Annotated in this window: 25 protein-coding genes; 20 read left to right on the top strand and 5 right to left on the bottom strand. The window is 59.5% G+C overall.

Annotated features, from left to right (window positions below; genetic code table 11):
* The first annotated feature begins 37 nt into the window (after positions 1-37).
* The gene (locus T5B8_RS16720; RefSeq protein WP_353160468.1) at positions 38-1,948 is read left to right on the top strand and encodes a helicase-related protein; all 1,911 of its coding nucleotides are present in this window, start codon (positions 38-40) and stop codon (positions 1,946-1,948) included.
* Here the strand turns inward: T5B8_RS16720 and T5B8_RS16725 are convergent.
* Positions 1,945-2,811, bottom strand: a complete 867-nt coding sequence (locus T5B8_RS16725; RefSeq protein ID WP_353160466.1) for a Swt1 family HEPN domain-containing protein — start codon at positions 2,809-2,811, stop codon at positions 1,945-1,947. The two genes, T5B8_RS16720 and T5B8_RS16725, sit on opposite strands and share 4 nt — an antisense overlap.
* A 478-nt stretch (positions 2,812-3,289) precedes the next feature.
* Between T5B8_RS16725 and T5B8_RS16730 the strand changes: the two genes are divergently transcribed.
* The 6 genes from T5B8_RS16730 to T5B8_RS16755 all read left to right on the top strand — a co-directional run bounded on the left by T5B8_RS16730 (position 3,290) and on the right by T5B8_RS16755 (position 8,235).
* A complete protein-coding gene (locus tag T5B8_RS16730) occupies positions 3,290-3,772 on the top strand; it encodes a hypothetical protein (RefSeq protein ID WP_353160463.1) in 483 nt (160 codons plus the stop codon).
* A gap of 14 nt (positions 3,773-3,786) precedes the next feature.
* Positions 3,787-4,032 carry a hypothetical protein gene (locus tag T5B8_RS16735; protein WP_353160461.1) on the top strand — a complete coding sequence of 82 codons (246 nt, stop codon included), beginning with the start codon at positions 3,787-3,789 and terminating at the stop codon, positions 4,030-4,032.
* 64 nt (positions 4,033-4,096) lie between these two features.
* A complete protein-coding gene (locus T5B8_RS16740; protein WP_353160459.1) occupies positions 4,097-4,510 on the top strand; it encodes a hypothetical protein in 414 nt (137 codons plus the stop codon).
* 118 nt (positions 4,511-4,628) lie between these two features.
* The gene (locus T5B8_RS16745; RefSeq protein WP_353160457.1) at positions 4,629-4,871 is read left to right on the top strand and encodes a hypothetical protein; all 243 of its coding nucleotides are present in this window, start codon (positions 4,629-4,631) and stop codon (positions 4,869-4,871) included.
* Between the two features lie 434 nt (positions 4,872-5,305).
* Positions 5,306-7,453: an ATP-dependent DNA helicase DinG gene (dinG, locus tag T5B8_RS16750; protein ID WP_353160455.1), complete on the top strand. Its 2,148-nt coding sequence runs from the start codon at positions 5,306-5,308 to the stop codon at positions 7,451-7,453.
* Positions 7,454-7,479: 26 nt separating this feature from the next.
* Positions 7,480-8,235 (top strand): hypothetical protein, encoded by a 756-nt coding sequence (locus tag T5B8_RS16755; RefSeq protein WP_353160453.1) that lies wholly within the window; start codon positions 7,480-7,482, stop codon positions 8,233-8,235.
* Between the two features lie 58 nt (positions 8,236-8,293).
* Here T5B8_RS16755 and T5B8_RS16760 read toward each other — a convergent pair whose 3' ends face one another.
* On the bottom strand, positions 8,294-8,626 hold the full coding sequence (locus T5B8_RS16760; protein WP_353180538.1) for a hypothetical protein: 333 nt from the start codon (positions 8,624-8,626) through the stop codon (positions 8,294-8,296).
* A gap of 155 nt (positions 8,627-8,781) precedes the next feature.
* On the opposite strand from T5B8_RS16760, the gene T5B8_RS16765 reads away from it, so the two are divergent.
* The 6 genes from T5B8_RS16765 to T5B8_RS16790 all read left to right on the top strand — a co-directional run bounded on the left by T5B8_RS16765 (position 8,782) and on the right by T5B8_RS16790 (position 13,968).
* On the top strand, positions 8,782-9,036 hold the full coding sequence (locus T5B8_RS16765) for a hypothetical protein (protein WP_353160449.1): 255 nt from the start codon (positions 8,782-8,784) through the stop codon (positions 9,034-9,036).
* A 56-nt stretch (positions 9,037-9,092) separates the two neighbouring features.
* The gene (locus T5B8_RS16770; RefSeq protein ID WP_353180539.1) at positions 9,093-10,013 is read left to right on the top strand and encodes a M48 family metallopeptidase; all 921 of its coding nucleotides are present in this window, start codon (positions 9,093-9,095) and stop codon (positions 10,011-10,013) included.
* Between the two features lie 197 nt (positions 10,014-10,210).
* Positions 10,211-11,416 (top strand): ISL3 family transposase, encoded by a 1,206-nt coding sequence (locus T5B8_RS16775; protein ID WP_353160444.1) that lies wholly within the window; start codon positions 10,211-10,213, stop codon positions 11,414-11,416.
* A 267-nt stretch (positions 11,417-11,683) separates the two neighbouring features.
* Positions 11,684-12,208, top strand: coding sequence for a single-stranded DNA-binding protein (gene ssb, locus T5B8_RS16780; RefSeq protein WP_353180540.1), 525 nt, complete (start codon positions 11,684-11,686; stop codon positions 12,206-12,208).
* Between the two features lie 108 nt (positions 12,209-12,316).
* Positions 12,317-13,033: a hypothetical protein gene (locus T5B8_RS16785; protein WP_353160440.1), complete on the top strand. Its 717-nt coding sequence runs from the start codon at positions 12,317-12,319 to the stop codon at positions 13,031-13,033.
* 74 nt (positions 13,034-13,107) lie between these two features.
* The gene (locus tag T5B8_RS16790; RefSeq protein ID WP_353160437.1) at positions 13,108-13,968 is read left to right on the top strand and encodes a RecB family exonuclease; all 861 of its coding nucleotides are present in this window, start codon (positions 13,108-13,110) and stop codon (positions 13,966-13,968) included.
* Positions 13,969-14,027: 59 nt separating this feature from the next.
* Here the strand turns inward: T5B8_RS16790 and T5B8_RS16795 are convergent, their stop codons facing one another.
* The 3 genes from T5B8_RS16795 to T5B8_RS16805 form a co-directional block, all read right to left on the bottom strand.
* Complete coding sequence (locus tag T5B8_RS16795; protein WP_353180541.1) at positions 14,028-15,023, bottom strand: ParB/RepB/Spo0J family partition protein; 996 nt, start codon at positions 15,021-15,023, stop codon at positions 14,028-14,030.
* Positions 15,013-15,906 carry a ParA family protein gene (locus T5B8_RS16800; RefSeq protein ID WP_353160431.1) on the bottom strand — a complete coding sequence of 298 codons (894 nt, stop codon included), beginning with the start codon at positions 15,904-15,906 and terminating at the stop codon, positions 15,013-15,015. Before T5B8_RS16800 ends, T5B8_RS16795 begins: the two co-directional genes overlap by 11 nt.
* 161 nt (positions 15,907-16,067) lie before the next feature.
* Positions 16,068-17,450: a replication initiation protein gene (locus T5B8_RS16805; RefSeq protein WP_353160428.1), complete on the bottom strand. Its 1,383-nt coding sequence runs from the start codon at positions 17,448-17,450 to the stop codon at positions 16,068-16,070.
* A gap of 1,025 nt (positions 17,451-18,475) precedes the next feature.
* On the opposite strand from T5B8_RS16805, the gene T5B8_RS16810 reads away from it, so the two are divergent.
* The 7 genes from T5B8_RS16810 to T5B8_RS16840 all read left to right on the top strand — a co-directional run bounded on the left by T5B8_RS16810 (position 18,476) and on the right by T5B8_RS16840 (position 24,880).
* Entirely contained in the window at positions 18,476-18,814 is a 339-nt protein-coding gene (locus T5B8_RS16810) for a hypothetical protein (protein ID WP_353160426.1), read from the top strand.
* 106 nt (positions 18,815-18,920) lie between these two features.
* Complete coding sequence (locus tag T5B8_RS16815) at positions 18,921-19,268, top strand: hypothetical protein (protein WP_353160424.1); 348 nt, start codon at positions 18,921-18,923, stop codon at positions 19,266-19,268.
* A 267-nt stretch (positions 19,269-19,535) separates the two neighbouring features.
* Positions 19,536-20,492 carry a CbbQ/NirQ/NorQ/GpvN family protein gene (locus T5B8_RS16820; protein WP_353160422.1) on the top strand — a complete coding sequence of 319 codons (957 nt, stop codon included), beginning with the start codon at positions 19,536-19,538 and terminating at the stop codon, positions 20,490-20,492.
* Positions 20,489-21,169 carry a hypothetical protein gene (locus tag T5B8_RS16825; protein ID WP_353160419.1) on the top strand — a complete coding sequence of 227 codons (681 nt, stop codon included), beginning with the start codon at positions 20,489-20,491 and terminating at the stop codon, positions 21,167-21,169. Before T5B8_RS16820 ends, T5B8_RS16825 begins: the two co-directional genes overlap by 4 nt.
* A gap of 141 nt (positions 21,170-21,310) precedes the next feature.
* Positions 21,311-21,505, top strand: a complete 195-nt coding sequence (locus tag T5B8_RS16830; RefSeq protein WP_353160417.1) for a hypothetical protein — start codon at positions 21,311-21,313, stop codon at positions 21,503-21,505.
* A gap of 378 nt (positions 21,506-21,883) precedes the next feature.
* Positions 21,884-23,032 carry a DUF3150 domain-containing protein gene (locus T5B8_RS16835; protein WP_353160415.1) on the top strand — a complete coding sequence of 383 codons (1,149 nt, stop codon included), beginning with the start codon at positions 21,884-21,886 and terminating at the stop codon, positions 23,030-23,032.
* A gap of 84 nt (positions 23,033-23,116) precedes the next feature.
* Positions 23,117-24,880 carry a VWA domain-containing protein gene (locus tag T5B8_RS16840; protein WP_353160412.1) on the top strand — a complete coding sequence of 588 codons (1,764 nt, stop codon included), beginning with the start codon at positions 23,117-23,119 and terminating at the stop codon, positions 24,878-24,880.
* The last annotated feature ends 158 nt before the right edge of the window (positions 24,881-25,038 follow it).

A 25,038-nucleotide genomic window follows, 5' to 3' on the forward strand; every position in this document is an offset into this window, starting at 1 on the left:
CCTTGCGCACTGGCCGGAGCAGGGCAGACTGACCGCCATGAGTGATGTGGTGGCCGAACAACCGAAACTGGGGCGCCTGTCAGCGCTGGGTCCGTCCGAGCCCTGGCAGGCGGCACTGCTGCTGCCCTCGCGCTGGCAGGATTTCACATCGCCGCTGACCCGATATGCGAATCTGCGAGAGCACACCGAGGTGGTGATCTCAGGGGTGCTCGAGCGGGATGCCACGACCGGGTTTCTCAACGGCACGCCGCGCCTTCAGGCCAGCGTGATCGGCAATGACGGAATCAGTGTCACGTTCACCCTGTTCGGCGACCATCGCGAGCTGGCTCGACGTCTGACCGCCGGTACCGCGGTCGCCGTGCAGGGCATGGCGGTCAACATCCGCCGCCAGTGGTATCTCAACAACGCCACGCTCATCGAGCGCGACTGGATCGGGCGTTTGTGTCCCGTCTATCCGGGCAAGCCTCGCGTGATCAAGCCGGAGACCGTGCGCGATCGCGTGCTGGCACTGCTCGACTCGGTGGTCGATGAGGCCGCAACGCGGCTGTTGTCCGAACTCGACGCCTACGGCGGCGCGCAACGTGCGCTCGAGCCGCTGGGTCTGAAACCGAACCAGATGGCCGAGGTCATTCGCGCGGCACATCAGCCACGCGACATCCGCCAGGGCGAGAAGGCCCAGCAAGTCTTGGAACAGATCGCGGCGATGCAGGCGGTCGCGCGTGCGGCGAGTGCGCGTGATCACCAGAACCAGGCACAGGTGTTCCGTATGAATTGGGCGAGGGTGCGAACGCGTGTCGCGTCCCTGCCGTACGGTCTGACCCAGGAACAGCGGCAAGCGGCATACGAGATCCAGTTGGATCTGGGACATGCCCAACCGATGCGTCGTGTGCTCTCGGGCGATGTCGGTACCGGCAAGACCGTCGTGTACGGACTCGCAGCTGCCGCCTGTGCCGATCACGATGGCCATGTCGTCATCCTGGCGCCGACGCTGCCTCTGGCGGCACAGATCCATGCAGAGCTGCATCGGTGGTGGCCTGACCTCGACATCGAACTCGTCGCCGGCGATGCCCCAGTCCGGTCGCGCACCGCTGCCATCCGCGTCGGCACGACCGCGCTGTTGTATCGCGAAAGCGAGACCCCGCCGAGCCTGATGATCGTGGACGAACAGCAGAAGTTCAGCCGTGACCAGCGCGAGAAGATGACCGCTCACGGCTGTCATCTGCTCGAAGTCTCCGGCACCTGCATCCCACGCTCGATGGCGCTGATTCGCTACGGCGCACTCGATGTGTCACGTCTGACCCAGCCGCATGCACAGAAGACGATCACCAGCCGCCTGTGGGCCCGTCACGAACAGCGCGCATTGATGGCCGATATCACGGCCAGCCTCGACGCCGGCGATCAGGTTCTCGTGGTCTACCCGCTCAAGGAGGGCGAAGGCCGCGATTCCGCCGAGCGCGCGTATCAGATGTGGCAGGACATACGCCCCGGCCGGGTGCGGCTGGTTCATGCAAAGCTGAGCGACGAAGATAAAAACGCCGCGGTTGAGGCCCTCAAGAAGCGCGAAGCTGATCTACTGGTAGCGACCACCGTGGTCGAGGTCGGCATCAGCATCGACGGGCTGCGCCATGTCGTCGTCATCGATCCGCAACGTCTGGGTCTGACACAGCTGCATCAGATTCGAGGACGCGCCGCACGCCAGGGTGGGTTCGGCACGTTCTCGATGTATCCGCGCAGCGAACTCAAGCCCGAAGCGCAGGAAAGGCTCCAGGTGCTGCTCGATACCTGCGACGGCTTCGAGATTGCCGAGCGTGATCTCGCGCTTCGCGGTTACGGCAGTCTGGCGGCGAACGCCGACAAGCAGACGGGCAGCGACGAGCTGCTCTATGGCCGCAGTGTCCGTCTCGAACTGCTGGACGAGGCTGCCAAGCGGCTCAGCGCGGCGTGCTAGTGCAACCGTCTTGAATCGATTTCTCGCAGAAGGCGCTGCGTTTCGAAAAGCGCCCTCAGCGCCTGTTTGCGCGTGATGTCTCGACTGTGCGCCAGGATGTGGCGGATAGGGGTCAGATGCCTGACCGCTTCTTTCACTGAAGCCTTACTCGCGAAATAAGCGCCGAAGCACTCGTTCCATAACTCGTCGTCTACGATGAGGTCGCCGAGTTGGCCGAAGTCGGAGTAATCGATAAGGCGTTCTGACGAGGAACTATCCCGGCAAATCTCTCGGTCTCGCTTTATGCGCCATTTCCGGTACCAATGCCCTGGCCGCGACTGCTCCTTTTCCCGATCCGGTCCGTACAAGCGCGTTAACTCCGAATCGATCAGATCGCGCATTTTTCGTTCGAAGTCCCTGACACACATGAAGGGTTTGCAAGGGTAGTCATCGGGTTCGTTCGATACAGCACGCGTGATCGGTAGGTCGGTAAATGAGTCTGTCGCACCAAACTCGTGCCCTTGAATCACCTTCGAATACAGATCATCTAGCAAGCGCTTTACCTGGTCAGCTGTAGACCCCTGAGCGCGCGATTGCCGTACGGGCTGCCCAGCCATAGCGTCGAGTTTGTTCACGACCGTCATCACTGGGTCCGATGACACGCACTGCCGTCCCGACGTGATTGTGCGGCGGCGCGATCCCAGGTGCTTGATCAGTCTTTCCCTCGCTGTCGGCACAAGGTCGATCACGGCCTTTGGCGTGCGCGCATAGGCTTCGAGATCATCGAGATCTTCGAGCAGGCGAGCGGTCGCGTCATCAACCATGGCGCTTTCCATGCGCGCGTGAAATCTCTCGAGAGAATTCTCCCTGTCTACAAGTTGCATCGTGCCTCCTTGATTCCAGCCGCATAGGGCTGAGCGTTCCGGACAACCTGCCACAAATCAGGGCCTGAAGCCCTGCACCCAATCGAGCTTGCGGATTCCCCGACCTGTTCTACGTTTGCATCGTCCTCCCTTCGCAACAGGCGAAAAGTGACGAAACGCAGCGGTTTACGCCCCTATGCAGTACCTCCGGCGTTCTACGGTAATGAAGAACCCGAACGCGGCTGTAAGTGCATGGAATGGCTACCTGCTGAGAAGTATTACCAAGCATCCCGAAACGGGCGATACACGGTCTCGGCTGCGTTTTGTAGCGGCGAATGGATCTACACCGCGTGGCGCTGTAATACATCGCCGGGCACGCCGTTGGGGTCTCGCAAGAAAGCCGCAGCGTGCAAGGCATTGTGCGACGCCGACTGGAAAGCCAGCGGCGCGGCGATCGCGGATCAACCGGACAGGGATGCGCCTTACCAGGAACCTGACCATGCACAGCCCGCTTGAACTGACCCGCAAGGAAATCGAACTCACCGTCTGGAGTCACGTCGAGAGTGTCCACGAACCGATCGACGGTCAACAGCCCGACGCGTTCGCCAACGACGGCGTGTACGTCGTCGCCGATGTCCGCGGCTACACACGACTCGAGGGCACGACGCCGCTGGGTAACGAATTGAGCGTGCTCATCAACTGGGTCTGCCACGGCGAGAAGAACCATCACCTGCCCGGATTGTGTCTCTACCATCCCCCAGTGCCTGATCTGACCAATCGACCGGGCATAGCGCTCATGGAGTACGCCATCGTGCGCGAGGACGACGGTTGCGCACTGGGCACCAACGAGCTGCTGCGTGTGCTGGGTAGCAGCATCTGGTCATCGAAGTGGCACGCCAAAGCGATCGCCAGCCTACCGATCAACCCGCCAATTACAGCACCACGATGCGCGCCGCTTAGCTCGCTAACTCAAACCGACTGAAGGATCAGCACGGCATGGATCGAATCAAAGCAACTGCCCAAGTAGCGCGCGAGAAAACCGGGATGGGCCCCGAATGGGCACCCTATATCATGGAGCTTGTCGAGGGCGGGCTAGTGATCACGGGCTGCAAGACCCGGCCGAAGAAGTCCGGACCGCACAAGGGCGAACCGATGTTTCTTACGCGCGAGGACAACCGCCGTGTCGTGGTCACGCGCGAGGAGGTCGATCGGGTGATCGCACAGGCCACAGCCGCCGCATGACGGCTCGCAGGCAGCACCCGGTCTGGCCCACAATACGCATCGATTTTTCTCGCACGCTGCCTACATGAACAACGACACCCCCATGGCCGAGGTCATCGCCGGCATGGCTCGGGCCGAACACGCCGCCTGCTACGAGTTCGTGCGTCGCCAGACGCGCGAGGATCAGCAGTCTCTCGAGACTGGGGCGATCTTGCTACGCGATATCGCCACTGATCTTCGCGCACGCGATGTTGCAGCCCTCATGGCCTGGAAATCCCCCGAGACTTACGATCCCGTGCCTGAAGCCCTGCTCAAGCAGGCACTCAAGGGCGCGGCCGGCAACGACACGGGGCGTGTGCGCGGCGCGCTCGAGCCCATGGCCTTCGCTGATCTGTGCGCCATGGCCACCGCGGCGGACTATCTGCGCCAGGCCACCGAGCACCTGCGCCTGTACGGCGGTCACGGCAACGCCGCAAAGCCCCAACGCGAGCTGATCTGAGAAAATTTTTAAGCATTTTTATTCAAAAATGCGAACGCCTGAAACGCCCGCCACATAAGGCTTTGCGCCGATCGCCCGAGCGAGTTCCGCGCGGGAATTACGACCAGGGACCGACCCGATGAAGCTCTCCGATCTGCGTACTGCGATCGCGTTCTATCGCGGCAAGATCCGCGCCCAGGTCAACCGCGATCCGATCTACGCCGACGACTACATCATCGTGATCCGCTTCGGCGGCGACGAATGCGCCGTGGTGGAAACCGGCGCCGGTGCCTACCGCACCTTCAAGACGGTCGATGCGGCCATCCGTGTCGTTCACCAGCTCGGCCTGTCCCATGCCGAGGTTGAGACGCGCCCGCGATAGAGCGTCTGCCGTCCGCGCAGAACAGGGCGCTGTCACCGCGTCCAGACACGACCAGCATCTCGTGATGTCCAGGCCCGGCGCGACGGGCACCCGGTTGCATCTGTACCCACCTCATCGGTTTTTTCATCAGCGCGTGCACAAATGCGCGTTTTACGGGGCTTGCACAATCCAGCGGCCGTGGAGAATGGATCCCATCAACGCAACAACAGGCCGGCCCCAGCCGCTAACCGGGGTGGGACAAGCTGGAGGGTGTCCCGGTTCATATCCCGAATAACCGCCAGCAGTCAGAGAGTGGGTTCGCTCTAACACAGCACCTCCGCCTGCGAGATCTGACCGGGTTGCCTCGTCATCGGCACGCCTCGCTGACGCCGGGCGGCTTCGCACCTTTCGCCGAAGCCGTCCGGCGGGCAGCCCCTAATTCAAAGGACATGGCAATGGACGACAAGACCGACAACGAATCCATCGAAACGCCGCTCGCCGAGATCCATGACGCGCACGCTCAGGTCGTGCGCACCATGCCCGGCTTTCGAGAGCGCGAAGGCCAGTGCCAGATGATCGACGAGATCGCCTACACGCTACTGGGCGGCACCGCGTCGCCCTTGATCGCGATCGAGGGCCAGACCGGTACCGGCAAGACGCTCGGCTATCTGCTGCCCGCGATCCCGGCTGCCCAGGCCCGGGAAAAGTCCCTGATCGTGGCCACGGCCACCACCTCACTGCAAAGCCAGCTCATGCGAAACGAGCTGCCGGCGCTGGCCAAGTATTCCGGGCTGAAGTTCACCGCGGTGCTCGCCAAGGGCCGCTCGCGCTACGCCTGTCCCTTCCGGCTGGAGACCGCGCTCGCCCAGGGTAGCGGGCATGCCGATATGTTCGGCCCTGACGCGGACCTGCCGGATAACACGGGCGGCTTCACGCCAAGTGAAGACCAGACCGCGCTGCTCGCCGATCTCCAGCTCCAGCTCACCACCGGCGAATGGGATGGCTGCAAGGACGAGCTCGATGAGGAAATCGACTCGCGCCTATGGGGTGCGATTTCGAGCACGCCACACAGCTGCACGGGCCCGAACCAGTGCGCGCCGATGGGCCTGTGCCCGTTTCATCGCTCGCGTGCGGCCATGCGCGATGCCGACGTGATCGTGGCCAACCACGATCTGGTGCTCTCGGATGTCTTTCTCGGCGGCGGCATGGTGCTGCCCGATCCCAAGGACACGTTCTACATCTTCGATGAAGGCCATCACCTGCCGGAGAAGGCCGTAGAGCACGGCTCGGCGCGTAGCTCGATCGGTGCCATGCGTGAGCATGTGCGATCGCTCCAGCGTCTTCTGCCGAAGCTGCCGGCCCATATCCACCGCCCGGATATCCGCGAACCGGCCAAGGACGCTGAATCGGCACTCCAGGCACTCAGCGATGCCTATGCCACGCTGGCGTTCACCCAGGATCGGGACGAGTTGTTTCGCTATCGCGCGCCGCACGGCAAGCTGCCGGCGCCGGTTCGTGAAGCGGCCAACGCGCTGCACGGCGAGATGGCCGTGCTCTGGGAAGTGGCCAACGACATGGCCGAAGAACTCGACGATAAGGAAGGCAGTGCAGGCGCTCAGCATATCGCCCGCGTACTGGCCCCTGAGATGGGCAAGCTCGCTGGCCTGCTGGAGAATGATCTGCGATTGCTTCGTCTGCTCAAGACCGAGCAACCCGATGATGCACCGCCGATCGCGCGCTGGGCCGAGCACGACAACAACGAACTCTGGCTCGAGGCCGCACCGGTCACGGCCGCGCCCATGCTGCGCACGATGCTCTGGGACAAGTGCGCGGGTGCGGTGATCACCTCGGCGACGCTGACCTCGCTCAACCGCTGGTCGCGCTTCCGGGCCAAGGCCGGCTTGAGCGGCAGCGACGGTACCCGGTATCTGCGTCTGCTTTCGCCATTCGACTATCCGCGGATCGCCGAACTGCGCGTGCCGTGGATGAAGCACGACGGCGGCCAGGCGCGCGAGCACACCGAGGAGATCAAGGCGATGATGCCGTCGCTGCTGGCGCACTGTTCGAGCGGAACGCTGGTGCTGTTCGCTTCGTGGTACCAGCTCAACGCCGTCTACAAGAGCCTGCCGGCGCCGCAGAAAAAGCGTGTGCTCTGTCAGGGCAAGCTCAGCCGCGACACGCTCGTGGCACGCCACCGCAAGACAGTCGCCGCCGGCAACGCCAGTGTCATCTTCGGACTGGCGAGCATGGCCGAGGGCGTGGATCTGGCCGGTTCCGCCTGCGAGCACGTCATCATCGCCAAGCTGCCGTTCGCGCCGCCGACCTCGCCGATCGAGGCGACGCGCGCCGAGTGGCTGGAGAAGCACGGCAAGAACCCGTTTATGACCATGGCCGTGCCCGATGCCTCGCTCAAGCTGATACAAGCCTGTGGCCGGTTGATTCGCTGCGAGACCGATCAGGGGCGCATCACGCTGCTGGACCGGCGCATCGTGACCAAACGCTATGGCAAGCAGCTGCTCGACTCGCTGCCGCCGTTTCACCAGAGCATCGAGCGCAAGCCGCCACCGGCCGCGCAGAACACCCGACAGGCAGCGATCGCCTGATGACAATCCATGACAGGGCCAAGACAATGACCACGAAAACCCATCAACTGCCGCCGCACAGCGCGGGGCTGGCCTCGGTACTGGCGAGCCATACGACAGCGCTCACGCGCGCTGCCGTGCGCGCACCTGAATCCTTTCTGCTGCTGGCTGTTTTCGCTGTCGTGGTCGGGCCGGTCTATGCCATGACCCTATGGTTCGTGCCGCAGGGCATCGGTGGGCTGTTGGCGATGTATCTGCTCGCCGCGATGAGCTATGTCGCGATCGTGGTGGCCAGCATGTTGCTGATCCATACCGAAGGCCGGCGACAGAACAAGAATGGACGCAGCCGTCTGGCACAGCGTTGGTCATTCGTGCGTGCCGAGGTCGGCAAGAACGTCGTGTTCGGCGTCGCGCTCCTGGCCTCGATCGATCTCGTATTCAGCATCGCATTCGGTCTCGAGGGGCCCACTCTGCCGGGGAGCGCCTATACCGATGACCTCGTGATCCACGCCACGGCCGGCGCAGCGATGATGGCCTGGGCAAGCCATATGCGCGCCTGCGTGCATCTACCGCAAATGATGATGCTCTGTCGTGATCAGCCGGTGGGTGCGCTACGCAAGATGCTCGTGATCCGAGCGCGTGAGCGTTACGACGCGGCGGTTACGTTCGGATTGCTGATCCCGATGATCGTGGCGGTGTTCACCAGCGAGATGGCCCCGGTGCTGGCGGTCCTCGCCTGGCTGCACACCGCTTGGTATCTGCATGTGACCGTATCGAAGGCGTGGCTGGCAAAGAGCGCATAACGACACGGCGCCCACGAAGCCCTCACAAGCCCGCCCGGCTGACGCCCGGCGGGCTTTTTCATGTGTGCCTATAGGGCTTGATGATCTGCCAGAGCGGCCAATGCGTCTTGTCGCTCAGCGTGCTCAGCAAAGCCTGTGCCCGTGTCGTGTCGCCGGATCGCAGATAGGCCAGATCACGTTCGAAGCCATCGACGAACAGACCGATCTGATAGCGTGCCAGGTAGGCCAGCAGAGCCAGCAGCGCAAGGACGCCGCCGGCGGCCGGCGCACCCGTGCCAAGAGCAATGGCGGCACCACCAGCCAGGCCAAAGGCAAGAAACAGAAATTGTCTATATTCGTTGAGCGCGCAGATGCGACGCTTAACTGCGGGAAGAACATCACTCTCGGTCATCTGCGGGTCTGCGATCCTTATGGGTTGGTGGCAAAACATTACCCCTGAAGACCAGATCGGCAAGCGCGTAAAGTGCTTGAAACATAGACTTTACTCACACGCGCACCTCCCAGTTCGACAGAGCATTGGCAGACCCCTCAACCGGAATTCCGCCCATGCCTGAAATCGACTCGTTCTCCCTCACGCTCGTCATTGTCGGACTGATCGCCGGCTGTGTTTTTGCCCGCAGCATCCGGCTTGTCATCATGCTTGCGCTGGCAGGCGGGGCGTACTACATCTTTCGTAATGGCGTGGATCTCGACAACGCATCCGGCATGCTTGCTGGCGTCGGTTCGACGGCAAGCGATCTATTCGCCCAGCTCGACCTGATGAGCTGGTTCGAGTCCGTTCTCGACCAGGCCAACTCATGAATCGCGTCATCGCTATCGCGATACCTCTGAGCATCTGGGCGGCCGGCTGTGTTGTCGTGGTCGGACTGCCGCTCGCGGCGACCTATGGATTGCTCGTATGGTTGCCGCCCGAGCTGCCATTGCCGGCGTTGGTCTTCGATCCCGTCTGGGCGATGCTGGAGGCGTTCGGACAAAGCGCGAGAGACTATGACCACATCCCGCTGCCCGACGCCGCGGCGATGGCGTCCGTGTTTCGGTTGAGCATTGCGCCTTGCGTGATCCTGTTCTTGCTGATGCTTGTCTTGCACGCGCTCACACCGCTGCGCTGGCAGCTTCGAGCCAAGGGGCCGATCTCTCGTATTGCGGCCAGCACGCCGTTATATAAAGCCCTCGAGGAACTAGCCAGCCAACACCAACAGCCCATGCCGTCGCTGTGGCTGTTGAACAGCGCGAGTATCAATGCCTGGGCCTATAGTGCCCCCGGAGGCCGGCGTGCGGTCGTGCTCACACACGGGTTGCTCTCCCAGTTACCGGTCGACCAGATCCGTTGGGTCTTCGCACATGAGCTGGGCCATCTCGCGCGCGGTGACGCGGCAGGTAGTGGCTTCTGGATCGCCGGGTCGCGTTGTATGGGGTTGCTCGATCGTCTGCGCATGGCAACGATCAATCTCTGTCTTCGCACCATGGCCCGTACCCCGATCCTCTACATTTTCGTTCTACCTGGCTGGCTGATCGCGACGATCGCATTGGGGCTCACACGCACGACAGAACGCCTATTGCGCACACTGTTGGTCTTGTTGAGCCGACCCTGGAATCGCCACGCCGAATTCCGTGCCGATGCCTATGCAACGCAGCTGGTCGGTCCAGAACCAGGTATCGCGCTGCTTGAGCGACTGGCGCTCAGCGGTGGGATCGCACTCGCAGATCTCGTGGGTTCTCATCCGTCGCATTCACGGCGCGTGGCACGCCTGAGAAACCAGAATCGAGCTGCCGAATAATCGAAACGGCTCGGTTCACGAAAAGATCGTTCTGACACCGTAGCCATCATTCGCCTGTTTTCGCTTGGAAGAGCCCGGCCGATCGCGCCGGGCTTTTTTTTGGTTCTTCGCAGATAAGCGTGAAAGGCGGCGGTGACCGCGTGGCTTAAGCTTGGATTGCTACCACACATTCCAGGCAACCAAGAAAGGCCACCGCCATGTCCGAGGCTAATCTGCTTTCCGTGTTCTGGGAAGGCTTTTCACTGGCCTATATTGAGTCCGCGACGGATGACGCGCTGACACTGCGGCTCGCGCCCGAGCCGACGATCGCGCCGTGTTGTAGCGGCTGCCGCCAGCGCACACTCGCGGTACACGATGTCAGCGTACGGCGCGTGCGTGAGCGCGACCTGTTCGACCGCCGCGTCTGGCTTCAGGTGCCGGTTCGACGTGTGCGCTGTGTCGACTGCGGCATACGCACCGAATCGATCCCGTGGCTGTCCGGGCGTCGCCGGATGACGGCGGCGATGGTGTCCTATGTCGAAGCGATGACACAGCTGTGGCCGATCAGCCAGGTCGCGGCCCTGCTGGGTCTGCACTGGCACACCGTCCGGGCGATCGATCATGCGCGCCTGCGCCGGGATGGGGTCGAGCCCGACCGATCTCGGCTGCGCCGGTTGATGATGGATGAGTTCGCCCTCTACAAGGGACATCGCTATGCCACGGTCGTGGCCTGTGCCGACACGCAGCAAGTGCTATGGATCGGTGAAGGACGCTCACGTGAGGCGATCCAGCCGTTCTTTGAATGGCTGGGCGATGCCTGCCCGCGGATCGAGGCGGTCGCCATGGACATGAATACGGCTTACGACCTGGAGGTGCGCGCGCACTGCCCGAACGCACACGTGATCTATGACCTGTTCCATGTCATTGCAAAGTACGGTCGCGAGGTCGTCGACCGTGTGCGCGTGGATCAAGCCAATGTCTTGCGCCACGACAAACCGGCACGGCGAGTAGTCAAACGCAGCCGCTGGCTGCTGCTACGCAATCGCGACAATCTCAAGCCCGATCAGGCCAGCGCGCTCGATGAGCTGCTGGCGGCCAACGTGCCGTTGATGACGGTCTATGTGCTCAAAGCTCAGCTTAAGGAGCTGTGGTTCGCACCGAGCATAACGACTGCCCAAGCCCGGTGGGCACAGTGGTACGCCATGGCCATGGACTCGGGCATCGCGGCCCTGCAACAGTTTGCCAAACGCCTGTCAGCCTATGTCGAAGGCATTATCGCCAGCGCCGTGCATCCGATGAACACCAGCGTGCTCGAGGGCATGAATAACCGCATCAAGGTCATCAAGCGCCAAGCCTATGGCTTCCGCAACGCCGACTACTTCTTCCTCAAGATCAAAGCCGCCTTTCCCGGTAAAGTGCGATGAACCTTTTTTTATGGCTGGGCAAACGGCGACGCAGGCCATGGAGACTGGAAGCTTCCGAAAAGCGTGGAAATCGACGTTTTGCGGCGGCTACGAAGTCGCGCCTAGTGCCTAGAATCAAGGCTGTTCTCTCGTCCGTCTCGGACGACGCGCCGCCATCGCGTTAAACCTGGTCACGGCAGCTGACCGTGTAATAAGCACAGCAACCCAGCCACCCAACGGGGCACTATTCCCCGTTCGGGGCATGGTGACCGATGGGTATTAAACCCTATGAAACGTAAGGAGTTTCACACCATGTCCAAATCCAGAGGCATCAACAAAGCCATTCTCATCGGCAACCTCGGTGCTGACCCGGAGACCCGGTACACCGCCGGCGGTAGTGCCGTCACCAACGTCAACCTCGCAACTTCGGATTCGTGGAAAGACAAATCCACGGGTCAGATGCAGGAACGTACCGAATGGCATCGCGTCGTGTTCTTCGCCCGTCTGGCCGAAGTCGCGGGCGAGTATCTGCGTAAAGGTTCCAAGATCTACATTGAGGGTCGTATTCAGACCCGGAAATGGCAGGACAAGGAAGGCAACGATCAGTACACCACTGAAATCATCGCCAACGATATGCAGATGCTCGACAATCGTTCGTCGTCAGGTTCTGGCAGCGATCAGCAGCAAAGCGCACCGCAAACCCGCGGTCAGCGTGCGCCGCAGCAGTCTCGTCAGCAGGCACCGCAACAACAACGCCAACCGGCGTTCGCGGGTGGTTTCGACCAAGACGACGAAGACGACATCCCCTTCTAGCAGCCTCTAAGGTACTGTTATTTTAGGGGATTATATACCCATCATCCCCCGAGGGGCGCATCAGCCCCTCGGGGCTGGTGTGCCTTCATTTAGCAATGGAGTCACACCATGACAGCCAGCAATCAGACAGTTCTTCTCGGTTTCAATGACGAGGGCGAAGCGATCCAGTACCGCAAGCTCTCGGCGCGTCTTCCTGAATTTCTCGCGGCTTACCCGCCGTCGGAGGGTTACCAGGTACGGATCGACTATCTCGATCCCATTGAAGCCAAGCCAGGCCTCAACGGTCTTTACCAGGCCGCCATTTCCGGCGGTCACAACCCGACCGATATCGGACTGCCGGCGATCGCCGGCAATACGATGATCTTTAGGGCCCAGCTCCTGAATCCGGATGACAAGATCATCAGTTCGGGATCGGCACTGGTGCTGATCCAGGATTACAAGGACTGGGAGAAAGGTGAAACCGCAGCGCGTCAGCGTCTGTTGGCTTCGCTGGGTTTCGGCGGCGACGTGCTCGATGACGACGAGGATCGTGACCAGCGTGGTCAGGGCTTCAGACCGACATCGGTACAGACTGCTTCTCAGCCACCCCAGCCAGCGTCTGCTTCGGTTGTCCCGATCAAGGGCAACAAGGAGCCGGCACCGGCCAACGTCGAGCCGCCCGTGGAATCCACGTCCCAGACGCCGCCATCGGCCAGTGGAAATACGATCCCGCAGGCATTGGTTCGTCAGATTGAACATCAATGCGCTCTCAAGGGTGTAGATGTTCCCGAGTATTCGACCCCTGCCGAAGCCAAGGCCGCGCTCAAGCGGCTGATCCAGAGCTAGGCCTACCTACCCACCGCCCGTGGGGTGTTTCATGCACCTCCCGGGCGGGGGAGGTGCGTCTGCGAGGAGCAGTGATGAGCGCTAGAACCTATAGACCATCAGGTGTTCTCAAGTTCGAGGATTGCCCGCGGTCTTTCTACTATCAGTACGTCGAAGGCATCCGCTCTGCTGGCGTGTCTTCTAATCTTGTTTTCGGTACGTCGGTTCACACCGCGGTCACCGGATACCTGGATGGCAGCGTCACCGATCCGGCAACGAAGTTTCGCGAGGAGTGGCATGCCGGCATCGAGAAGGCGGAGGTTCACTACACCTCACGCTTTGGTCCGGACGATCTCGAGGCCACCGGCGCGGCGCTATGTGATCAGTTCCCTGAAGCATGGCAGAACACGGGTCTGGTGCCCTTGCTCGATGCTCAGGGACCGGTCATCGAACGCCGATTCAGAACCGAGATTGCACCGTCTGTCTATCTCAGCGGGCAACTCGATATCGCCGCGATGGATGGCGAAGGTGATATTCATCTGGTCGATGTGAAAACGCCGGCGAGTGTTCCCGATGTGACCTGGCAAGCAGATCAGCTGACGGGGTATCAGCACCTCGTCGAAGATCACAAAGAGGAACTGGGTATCGAGTCCGTTGCGAAGATCGGCTTTATGAACTTGCTCAAGCGCAAGGTTTCAACAGGCAAGAGTCGCAGCAAAGGCCCGGAGATCCAGCCCATCGAGTTCGTTCCCGCGCGTAAGCCCGAGGACATTCTCGAGTACAAGCAGAAGATCCGTTGGATGGATGAGGATGTCGTCAAAGGACGCTTTCCGCGTCGTGGTCGCATGGCTCACAACACGCCTTGTGGCATGTGCGACTTCGCCGGACTGTGCCTTCATGGCGACTGGGAAGGACTGGAACGGCCACAGCAGAAAGCGGTGGCAAATCTGGTCTGATCGATTGAACGCTCAGGACGTTCGATCTACGAAAAGGGCGCCTCTCGGGGCGCCCTTTTTTATTGCTGCTCGTCGTGCATTCGGTTGAGCAAATTACGCCAGACCTTCCCGGCCTGGTTGAAGTCACTCCAATCGATCCGTGAGTAATCGCCTTCCGGATCGATGCGCGACACGAGCGTTTTGACTACCTCGCCGCTGTGCGCGCGCCCCATGTTCACGTGAGAGGGAGGACGCCCCTTCTTGCGTTTCGGCGCGGGCGCAGGCTCGACATGGGCCTGCGCGGTACGTGCAGCCGTACGTCGCTGCGGCATCATGCCCTCGAAGTCTTGAGACTCGATGCGCTGTTTGCGTTCGTGTCCGTGCAGCTTGCTCAGCTGCTCTGCGATGGTGATATTCGGTACCTGGTCGCGCAGCACCGCATCGCGCAGATCAGATGGCCCTGTTATGACAGACCACCAGCGATAGGCTTGCGTTTTGGGAATGCGTACAGTCTCTTGCAGCTCGACACCGCTGAGGATGGGCGAGCCGGCCGCTTCACGCTCATCCATGATGTTGAGCAAGCCACGAAGCATCGCAGAGGCGGTCAAGTTGCGACGATGCACGTTCTCGATAAGGTGCCGGGTCGCGTTACCACTGGGTTTTTCCGGGTAGACCATGATCTGCATTTCGTCGAGCCCGGCGAGCTGACATGCCCACCAGCGACGTTCGCCAGCCATCAGTTCAATGAGGCCCGACCCCACACGGAAACCAAGACCCGGCTGAAGCTGACCGTGATCGCGAATGGTCAGCGCCAAATCGTTGATGTACTCCGCCTCTTCGCGCATCGCTGGGTCATCGATGCTTTCAGGATTCGAAAGCATTTCAAGAGTTATATCGAGCTTGCGCGCGTTGTTTGGCGATGGCCTGATGTCGTCGATCGGCACATATACAAGGGTCGCTTTCGCATCCCAATCCTTCGCCAAGTGATCGCCAGTTTCATTGAGGCCTGAATCGGACTGGCTGATCGTTTCAGCTTTGCCCTTCAAGGGTGCGTCGGGTTTTCCTCTAAGCGGCATTGTCGTTCTCCGGGAAAAGTCTCTGTTCGAGGGCTATGCACCATGGCTCGATAATTTTTCGAGCCGGGTCACTTGGTCGTAGCGCAAACACCGACCGCGGCAGTAGTCCGCGCACGTCTCGCTCTGCATACGCCGTGCGATTCGGTATCAGTGTTTGGTTCAGGTGTGGAGCCAGGCCCTTGGAGTCCTTGAGCTGTTTCAATAACCCGTTATGGAGGCTTCGAGCCTTCTGGTACTTGTTGACCTGCAAGCCCAAGAGCTCGAGCGGATTGTCTGATGCACGCTCGCGCTGCTCTTCCACCACCATGCCAATCACGGCATCGAGGCCGTCGACACATTGCTGCTCAAGTTCGACCGGTATCAGTGTATGGGTCGACGCCTTGATCACGCCCCGCATTAGTGGCGACTCGGAAGGACCGGTATCGAAGATCACCATGTCGTATTCATCGCTCAGCATTTCGTCGCTGAAGAATTTAGCGATGGTTCCTTCGATGCTTTCGCGGACCTTTATATCGCGAGCTTCGCGTACGCTCAGAAGCTCACGACTGTCAGCCGGCAGTAGATCTAGTCGGCCGTTCGGCAGCTCCTCAAGAGCGTACTGATAGATCACACGGTCTGGATAAAAGATATCCGCAGACGAAGAACGCCCGTTCCAGTCGGAGAAAGCTGCATCAGCAGGGTTGAAGTCGGGATTGCGCGGCGGGCGCTTGTGCCGTCCTGATGAAACGCGATTCATCGGCAGATAAAGCGAGCTGAGCGAGCACTGATCATCGAAGTCAACGATGAGGACTCGATGATTGCGTGAGAACCACTCGGCGAGAATACGAACGAGCGTGGTCTTACCAACGCCCCCCTTTCGCTGCGGTAATGAGAGTCTGATCACGAGCATCCTTCCCGTATTTTTAAGGTATTTTTAGGCAAAAATACCGCTGCGTAAAACACTGTTATTGCTGCGCTTTTAGCAACTTTAAAAAAAGTCCCGCGCGGAACTAGCGCCTGTAATGTTCCACGTAGAACATCGTTCTCACGGTGGGCATATGCCTGCTAGACCTTCAACTCCGACTCTTCTCTCAGGTCTAATATCGCGATGCCCTGCTCCAGCGCACATCGATTCTCTTCATCCTTCGTCGGTTCTGGCAGGACGTTGTTACGCACGTAAGTCCTAAAGTGAGCTTTCACCATCGCCGCATCCGGATCTTCCGCATATCGCTTCATCAGCAACGGGGTCACCTTCAGCACTTTTTCGTAAAACTGATTCCAGGTTTCTTGATACTCGTTGCTCGTGACGTTGTTTTTCCACTCCTGGAAACGCCAGGCGGGAAATATATTGCTGCTGAACTCCGCTAGCTTCTCGCGAGCCCTCTTTCGCCGTTCGGCAATCTTGTTCTTCTCCCCTTTTGACTCACCACTCCCAGACATCGCGTTGATCGCGTCGTAGTCAATGTCCCGGGGCCGGTAGTCCTGCTTCAACGCATTGACCGCATAAGCGGCTGGCTTATGCACTTCATTTTTGCCGTTACGAATACGTTCGGAAACGACAAGCAAATTATCGAAAACATATTGATCGTCGTATTGATCCAGCATGGATAGTGCTGTGCCCCGATCTATGCCGAACGCGAGTAATGCCTCGTATGCCTGTAGTCGATCTGCGATAACCGCGTCGTCGACATCGGGCCCCAGTAGTGGCGGCATCGGTGGCCCGTTGTATTGCGTGTTTTCTTCAACGATGAACTGGATTGCCAGAACTTCATGCCCGTGTTTTTTCAGAACAGGCTCGATGAATATCTCAGTCGTCTCGTTGATCTCTTTGACTGATGGTTTTACGACATCTCGATTCAGCGTTTTGAACTCGGGATATCGCCCCTTCACCCCCATCAGTGCTCTGAACGTGTCCAGTGACCATGCCCTCGTTCGCCCCAGGTCTCTGTATCGCGCGCAGTTTTCATACAGCGCCAGGCTCTGCTTTCTGCTGAGCTGGTGCTGAACCGAATAGTTGATCCGCGCAAATACCTCGGGGTCTAGAATGCTCTCGACAATTTCAACCGAGTACGAATACTTGATTATGTCGTCGATGAATTCGTACCCCGCGAGCCAAGTCGATCCACCGAGGCGCTGACGAAGATTTTCGTCGATGTAGTTCCACTCAACGGTCTTTTTAAGCAATCCATTTAGAATCCGTCGGAGATTCTTGGTGCTCTGCCGCGAGCCAGTTACAAGTTTCGCAAACTGATTTTTGTCGATCGAATGCTGTCGATATACGTCACCGAATTTCTCACCCCCTGATTGCATCGACATGGCGTGAGCAAGCAAGACGTTTACCGCGATTCTCTCCTTGGCCGTTAATGGCGCCGCCGAATGTACCGCCCCGACGTGCTTTCGAAGGATTGTCGCCTTCTCGATCCCAGGTAGGGTTATTTGTGTCGGCATGGTGAGAAGATCTCTTACTCGAATATCACCTAAGCGAGATGTTACACGTCTAACACAGAACAGCAATGGTTTGGGGAACGAAAAATCTCACCTCCGTATCTCTTTTCGATAAACAGGCTCTTATGTCTACGCGCGTGCCCTCTTATTCTTCTTGGTCGCGGATGACAATCGGCAGCAAGCTAGCTGTATTACAGCTATCGCTTAAACATCATATATATACTATAGGGTCTGGAAACCACAGTAAAAACAGGAACATACGCGAATTCAGGTGAGAAGATTTCCACGCTTCGGTGAGAACAATTACACGATCGCGATCGGCAAGTGATAAAAACTCCACGCTTGGGTGAGAGCTATTCCACGCCGTCGTTTACAGGTGAGAGAAAATCCACGCGCAGGTGATAGGAATCCCACGCGTGAGTGAGAGAAATACCACGCCTATCGTGACCTGCTGGTTTGGCCAAGCAGTGTCGATCGACTCATCCGACAACAAACGTCTTTCCTGCGTACTGATCCGTGTCTAAGTAACTGAAATTATTGCCGAAAGCTGATCCTGCGATCGCCGTTCTGCCTTCAGAGATTGAAAGTGAGAGAAATTCCACACCATCTGAAAGGTGAGAGGAATTACACGCCTCGCCTCAGCCCCTGGAATCGACCTCGGCCTAAAGGTGAGAGAAATTCCACACCCGCCGCTAGGTGAGAACAATTCCACGGTCCCAGAGGTGAGAGAAATTCCACGCTGACGGTTATCAGCCGAGGTGAGAGGAATTACACGCCTCGGAGGTGAGAAAAATCTCACGCCCCAAAAGTCGCTGAAATGAGCGTTTTGCGCCGTGGGTATATCCAGGTGGTCGGGCTACAGTTTGGTCTTCATGCGTTCGTCACGAACGCCACGTTGCCGGCGTGTAAAACCTGGCCACGGCAGCTGACCGCGTACCAAGCACAGCAAGCAATACCCGAACGGGACAGATGTTCCCGTTAGGGGGCATATGTCTCCAAGGGCCACTAAGCCATCAGGAGCAATTCATATGTCAGAGACCCATCTTCTTTTCGACAACACAAACGGCACTCAGAAATTCTGGAGCGGTCGTTGTGATGCAGCGACCGGCCGCGTTGTAATCGAACACGGCAAAGTAGGGGCTAGACCCCGCACAATCGAGATACCGAAGGAACGTTTTTCGGAGCCGACGCCTGAACTCGAGATCCTCGAACGGGCGTCCAAAAAGCGTAGAGAGGGATACTACGACGACATCTCTCGACAGGGTTCGTCTACGCCCCTGAAGCCTGAGCCCGAGCCGCCGTCACGATCCGTGGATGTGATGGCAGCGCTCAAGACCGGCAACTCAGCCGGCGGCTGGTTCTTCTAAACCCTAAAGCCATAGCCCAGGCGCCATGCCTGGGTTCATTTTGCTCGTGAGGCGTAGATCTCAAAGGACATATGTCTTCGGGTAGATGATCAATGGATGTAGAGCAATGGATAGCGTTTCGCTGATCTATAACTATCCCGACGGTCACAAGAAATACTGGCGCGGAATCGTCGATCATCGTCGAAGTGAGGTTGTGCTGGAGTACAGTGCGGGGGCTCGTGCCCCGCGTCAGACTGTCATCGGCAAAGCGTGGATCAGTAAGGCCACGCTCGAACTCGAGTTGGAGTGGAGGGCCGAAAAGAAACTCCGCGAGGGTTATGTCCACCTTCATGCCGAGCTGCATGATCCAGACGGACACGAAACCATCCAGTCATCGATGCGTGCACAAGCTGGCATTGATGCAGTGATGGAGCTCGTGCCCGCTGACGAGAACGATCCGGGCTGGTTCTTCTAGACGAGTAACGGATACAGAGGCACGCAGGGGGCAGGGCGGCGAAACTACGCTTTATCGGCGTTTATCCCGCCCCGCTTCCTGATCGTGCGCTTCTAAGCTCAAGGTTCTCCTCGTCCTTTTCGGACGACACGCTGCCCGCGTGTAAAGCCGGGTATCGGTAGCTGACCGATTCACAAGCGCAGCATTCCAAGCCTTTCCCGTCGGGGACGTATTCCCCGGTGGGGGCGTGCGTCTTCTGTCCGGGTTCAATCTGTTCAGGAGACTGTTATGACGACTCAGCGTTTTTCCGTTCGCCACACCTTCGACATCGATGCCCCAGACGGGATTGAGGTCTTGGGTAAGGCACAAGCCAGCGCGTTCACGCCGGCTCTGGATACCAACTACAAGTTCCGCAAGTCGGTGGTATCCGATGTTCTGGCCTGGTTGCAGTTCTCGGACGAACCGCTCTACATCACCGGCCCCACGGGTTCCGGTAAGTCGAGCCTCGTCTCCCAGGTCGCGGCCCGTTTGAACCTCTCGGTCCAGCGGGTGACGGCGCACTCGCGTCTGGAAGCCCCAGAACTCATCGGGCATCACACTCTCGTCGATGGCGACATGATGTTCGTGGACGGGCCGTTGACCACGGCCATGCGATACGGGCAGCTGTTCTTGCTCGATGAGATCGATCTGCTTGATCCGGCTACGGCTGCTGGTTTGAACGGGATTCTGGAGGGCGACCCTCTGGTGATCCCCGAGAACGGTGGCGAGCTGGTCAAGCCGGCCGATGGGTTTCGTTTCGTGGCTACCGGCAATACTGCTGGCGGTGGCGATCGAAACGGCATGTATCAGGGCACCATGCGTCAGAATATGGCGTTTATGGATCGCTTCTGGATCATGGAAGTGGGCTATCCCGAACAGTCTGACGAGGAGCTGATCCTCGAAAAGACTGCACCGGGGTTGCCGCAGGTGGTTCGTGGCCCGTTGGTGGAAATCGCCAACACCATCCGTGAGGCCTTCATGGGTGATGGTCGCGGTGACGCGCCGCCGCTCGATGTCACGATGTCCACGCGGACACTCGTGCGTTGGGCACAGATGATCGCGATGTTTCGCGGTCTGAGTCGTCAGGGCATCAATCCCGTGTCGCATGCACTGGATCGCGCGTTGGCCTACAAGGCATCGCCCGAGACCCGTGAAGCGTTGCACGAGATCGTCCAGCGTCACCTTGGCGATGGTGCGATGTCATGAGTGTGGTGCGAATGATCCTTGAAAAGCCCGACCAGACCGTATTGGTCTGGGAGGGCGAGGCTGATCGCGCGGGAGGCCGTGTCGTTATTCGACACGGCCGTCTCGACGGAAAGCTACGCAAGGTCGTCGTAGGGCAGGGCAGTTTCACGCAGGACGATGCAGAGCTTGAGCTCCAGCATCGTGTAGCCCAGAAATGGGCGAAAGGCTACGTGGAAGAAACGCCCCCGGCCGACAACGTGTTCAAGCCGGTCAAGGCGCCCATCCGAAACGGGGAGTGGCCGGATGTCCACATCATGCCCACTCGAGCATTTCGTGATGCGAGCCAACCGTCTTCGACGGCACAGCCGCTTGATCGTGAACGATCGATTGCTTCGATCGTTACGGGTGAGTTCGGTCTGGATATCCCGGCGTTCTGGGGTGCCAGGCCACAAACCCTGTCGAGTGATCAGCAGCTGTCGTTGCCCATGCTTATCTACGCCTGTGCGCTTGCCCAGCAAGACCTGGTGACCATGGCCGACGAGCAGGGCAACAGCCTCGATCCTGTGGCGTTCATCGACCGTTATTGGCTCGAAGACGTTGAACCGCGGATCAACAAGATCTTGCCTGACCTCGGGCTGGTGTCCATGCGCCGCGCTCTCGATCTCGCGTCGAGCGATACCGAGGAGTGGTTCTTCTGACGCCCAGATAGACATACCTGCCGTACCAGGTCAGTTCACGACACTGCCGGTACGGCGGCGGTGTCATCACGATCCCGACCGGGGAGTTTTCCTCCCCGGCGCGGGGGTTCCCTGGTCAGTTTCGTGCACGGAGGTTATGCCTTGAGCACGCAACAGCTGGCTATGTTTCCTATCAGTAAACGGCTCTATCACACGGCGACGCGCTTCGTTCGTCCTGCACGACGCAATGCCGATCGCCAGCGTGATATTCGGGCCTGTATGGAGTTCTTCCCCGAAGGCTCAGGTTGGCGCCAGGCCGTCGAGCTGGCCTGTCAGATCCAACACATCGAGCTCTAGGGAGGGAGCGACAAAAGCGAAGGGGCGCCGGTTAATCCGGCGCCCTTGTCCAATACTCGCGCGCGGGTATTCGACAAGGGTGTCAGGCCCTGCGGGACGAGCAGAAAGTGTCGAAAAGACACGCTTTGCGGCCCGCCACCGACAGCACCAACGCGCAGACTCGAAGGTGTTATCTCGTCCTTTTCGGACGACACGTTACCCGCGTGTAAAGCCGGGTCTCGATAGCTGATCGAGTCACAAAAGCAGCGCCAAAGTTCACCCATAGGGATGCCATCTGTCCCTATGGGGCAGCTGCGTCCTCTGGGTGTTTTCACCCAGGTTTCGCGCCCTGGGTCTTTCTTTAGATCCGGGCTGCGCGGGCCCCAGGAGGTAGTAGTTGTGGAAACTCGTGTACTTGAAGAAGTGGTGGTCATTCATCCTGAAATCCACCTGTGGTCGGGCCGTAAGCGTCTGCGTCGTGAGGATCTCAAGAAGATCTCTGGCGATCAGCTGCCGCCGTCCGATCTGGCGTCTCTGGGGTCGAAGCGTATCTGCGATCCCAAGGACGTTTCCGTGTTCGAGAAGATCAAGCGTCGTGTCGAGCGTGACTGTCAGGAAGTGGGGATTCGCTTTCTGGGAGGCTACGCGATTCCGGAGCGTCGTTTCGATGAGCTGATTGGCAAGGTCAAGCAAAACGAGAGGGAGTTCAACGTCGCGAGGCAGGACTTTCTTCAGCGTTATGACCAGTCGATCGAAGGCTGGGTACGGTCTCACTCTCAGTGGGCTGAGGTCATCCGGCGTGCGGTAAGCCCGTTGTCTGTAGTCGAGCGTCAGTTGCGTTTCGACTTCCAGGTCTTTCGGGTACAGCCGCTGGCGCCGTATGAAGCCGGTCCCGAGGAAACAGGCATGCAGCGCAAGCTGGATAGCCTGCCGGCCAAGCTGTTCCAGGAGGTCGCCACCGAAGCGGGTGTGGCGCTGGAACAGACGTTCAAAGGGCGTAGCGAGATCACGCGGCGGGCCCTGCGCCCGATTCGTCGTATTCGCGACAAGCTCGATGGACTGTCCTTCCTCGATGCCCGGGTTGCCCCGGTCGTCGAATGGATCGACGAGACGCTGGAGAGCGTGCCGAAGACCGGCCCGATCGAAGGCAAGACCCTCAATGACATTCAGGCCACGGTCTACGTGCTGGCCGACTCCGAAAAGCTCAAGGAGCTTGGGGCGTCGCGTCTGGCACAAACGCCGGTCGATCAGGATGACGATGAGGAAGGCGATGAAGCCGAGTCCGTTACCGACACGGTAACGAGCGTGGCTTCAGAAGACGACGACGCCGATGCCCAGCAGGCTGAGGTCGCGTCCACCGATGAGGATGAGTCCCAGGTCGAGCCTGAGACTCAGCCGTCCGAACCCGATGCGAACGCGTCGGCGCCGGATACCCCCCAGGCCGAAAGCACCAACGTGGTTCCGTTCGTGGAAAGGGAAGCCGAGGACTCCGCCGAGGAGACCGAAGACGAACCCCAGACCGCGGCCGTTGCCGGCTGGTTCTTCTAAGCCTTATCTCCCGCCGCACGCGGGCTGTGTTCATGCAAGTGAACACGCCCCCGTGCGGGGGGCGTGTCTTTGGAGGGTATGTAGATGAGCAATCTCACGAAGTCGCTGCCGATCGTGGCGAAAATTCTGGGTGACAAGTACGGCGTTCGTGTCGCGATTGGCGGAAGTCAGGCGTGTACCGATGGTCAGACGATCTATCTGCCGGCGCTGCCGGCCGACGATGAAAAGGCCGCGGTGCTGGTTCGTGGTTATATCGACCATGAAGCGGCGCACGTGCGCTTCACTGAAGGCGGGCTTGAGGGTTCACCTCTCGAACGCGCTTTGCAGAATATCCTCGAGGATATTCGTATCGAGCGTCGGATAGGCAAGCGTTTCCCAGGCTGCGTCGGCAATCTGGACCGCTTGGTATCGACGCTGGTGGCTGATGGCATGTTCGAACGTCTGCCAGACGATGCCCATCCGGGTGCTGTCTTGCAGATGTATCTACTGCATCGGATGCGCCATGACGTGCTCGAACAGAGTGCGCTCAAGAATCTGGCTGACCATAGCGAATCGTTGTTCCACAAAGTCTTTTCCAAGGGAAAGGCCACACGGATCTCGGCGATCGCCTGGCACGCAGAAAACGCGGCATCGACACACGAGATCAAGACGCTCGTGAGTCGTATTCTCGAATCCATGCAGGAACCCGAGGAGGAAGAAGAGCCGGACACCGGCAATTCGCAAGATGCCCCGCAACAGGCGTCGGATTCCTCTCAAGGCCAGCAGGATGACAGCCAGCAGTCTGGGCAAAGCGACGATTCGCAATCCGATACTTCGGGTTCGGATCAGAGCGATGCCTCGGGTGACGGTGACGAAGACGACCAAGGTTCGAGTACGCAGCAGTCGGCGGCCGATGATTCGGGCGACGATCAAGCGGACGAGAACCCATCGTCGAGTCAGAACAGCGCAGAGCAGGGCAGCGGACACGGTGGTCAGGACGACATCGAGGAAGCGGTCGAGCGTGCGCTGTCGGCTACCGAGCAAGACCTCATGGCTGATGTCGCTCAGCAGGTCGCAGACATGCTCGAGGAGCATGCGAGCGATTGCCCTTACGAGGCGGCAGTGAATGTGGCCGAGGATAGGGACGACTACATTCGTCAGTTCGGGGTGATCAACGCCAAGGAAGCCCGCAAGACGACCAACGCGCTGCGCTCACGTCTGGATGGTCTGATTCAGGCGTCAAAGCAACAGCGAAACCCACCTCGCCGCACTGGGCGACGGTTGGATTCGCGCTCGCTGGCCCGTCTGAGCTGTGGAGACATGCGGGTGTTCAAGTCCTCGAGTGAGCGCAAGGCCGTCAACACGGCGGTTCATGTGCTGCTCGATCGATCCGGTTCGATGAACCAGGAGATCGCTACGGCGTGTGCCGCGGTATATGCCACCGCAGACGCTTTGGCGGGGATCTCAGGCGTGCATCTGGAAACCGCTGCGTTTCCCGTGAAAAACGACGGGGTGAAAACGCTCACGCGATTCGGTGAGCGGGTCTGCATTGATGCCTACGAGATGGGTGCCAATGGATCCACTCCGATGGCCCAGGCCCTGTGGCATGTCGCATACCGGCTGGTGGCGCAGAAGCAGCCCCGCAAGATCGCTCTCGTGATCACCGATGGTGACCCGGACGATCGTGCGGCGACTGTGGACGTGATCGCTCGCATGGAGGCGGCGGGCATCGAGACGATCGGAATCGGGATTGGAAGCAACGCCAAAGAACATTTGTTCTCGCGGCATCGCAAGATCCTTTCGGTCGATGAGTTGCCGAACGCGCTGTTCGGGTTGCTTGAGCAACCGCTGATGGCGCAGTCGGCTTGAAACCACGCCCCGGAGTAATCCGGGGCTCTTTTCCGAGTGCCGGGCGCCGACATTGGGACAAGAGGGTGAAAGTAGCCGAAAAGTGCGTCTTTCCGGTCAGGGCAAGCCATTGCCGCGTGCCAGACTGACAGTGTTCTCTCATCCCTTTGTGGATGACA

It is taken from the genome of Salinisphaera sp. T5B8, assembly GCF_040361255.1.
In the GTDB taxonomy this organism is placed as follows: Bacteria; Pseudomonadota; Gammaproteobacteria; order Nevskiales; family Salinisphaeraceae; genus Salinisphaera.

Coding starts and splice junctions, on each gene's coding strand:
- T5B8_RS16720 (WP_353160468.1), top strand. CDS start 38: ATGAGTGATGTGGTGGCCGAACAACCGAAACTGGGGCGCCTGTCAGCG.
- T5B8_RS16725 (WP_353160466.1), bottom strand. CDS start 2,811: ATGCAACTTGTAGACAGGGAGAATTCTCTCGAGAGATTTCACGCGCGC.
- T5B8_RS16730 (WP_353160463.1), top strand. CDS start 3,290: ATGCACAGCCCGCTTGAACTGACCCGCAAGGAAATCGAACTCACCGTC.
- T5B8_RS16735 (WP_353160461.1), top strand. CDS start 3,787: ATGGATCGAATCAAAGCAACTGCCCAAGTAGCGCGCGAGAAAACCGGG.
- T5B8_RS16740 (WP_353160459.1), top strand. CDS start 4,097: ATGAACAACGACACCCCCATGGCCGAGGTCATCGCCGGCATGGCTCGG.
- T5B8_RS16745 (WP_353160457.1), top strand. CDS start 4,629: ATGAAGCTCTCCGATCTGCGTACTGCGATCGCGTTCTATCGCGGCAAG.
- dinG (WP_353160455.1), top strand. CDS start 5,306: ATGGACGACAAGACCGACAACGAATCCATCGAAACGCCGCTCGCCGAG.
- T5B8_RS16755 (WP_353160453.1), top strand. CDS start 7,480: ATGACCACGAAAACCCATCAACTGCCGCCGCACAGCGCGGGGCTGGCC.
- T5B8_RS16760 (WP_353180538.1), bottom strand. CDS start 8,626: ATGACCGAGAGTGATGTTCTTCCCGCAGTTAAGCGTCGCATCTGCGCG.
- T5B8_RS16765 (WP_353160449.1), top strand. CDS start 8,782: ATGCCTGAAATCGACTCGTTCTCCCTCACGCTCGTCATTGTCGGACTG.
- T5B8_RS16775 (WP_353160444.1), top strand. CDS start 10,211: ATGTCCGAGGCTAATCTGCTTTCCGTGTTCTGGGAAGGCTTTTCACTG.
- ssb (WP_353180540.1), top strand. CDS start 11,684: ATGAAACGTAAGGAGTTTCACACCATGTCCAAATCCAGAGGCATCAAC.
- T5B8_RS16785 (WP_353160440.1), top strand. CDS start 12,317: ATGACAGCCAGCAATCAGACAGTTCTTCTCGGTTTCAATGACGAGGGC.
- T5B8_RS16790 (WP_353160437.1), top strand. CDS start 13,108: ATGAGCGCTAGAACCTATAGACCATCAGGTGTTCTCAAGTTCGAGGAT.
- T5B8_RS16795 (WP_353180541.1), bottom strand. CDS start 15,023: ATGCCGCTTAGAGGAAAACCCGACGCACCCTTGAAGGGCAAAGCTGAA.
- T5B8_RS16805 (WP_353160428.1), bottom strand. CDS start 17,450: ATGCCGACACAAATAACCCTACCTGGGATCGAGAAGGCGACAATCCTT.
- T5B8_RS16810 (WP_353160426.1), top strand. CDS start 18,476: ATGTCAGAGACCCATCTTCTTTTCGACAACACAAACGGCACTCAGAAA.
- T5B8_RS16815 (WP_353160424.1), top strand. CDS start 18,921: ATGGATAGCGTTTCGCTGATCTATAACTATCCCGACGGTCACAAGAAA.
- T5B8_RS16820 (WP_353160422.1), top strand. CDS start 19,536: ATGACGACTCAGCGTTTTTCCGTTCGCCACACCTTCGACATCGATGCC.
- T5B8_RS16825 (WP_353160419.1), top strand. CDS start 20,489: ATGAGTGTGGTGCGAATGATCCTTGAAAAGCCCGACCAGACCGTATTG.
- T5B8_RS16840 (WP_353160412.1), top strand. CDS start 23,117: ATGAGCAATCTCACGAAGTCGCTGCCGATCGTGGCGAAAATTCTGGGT.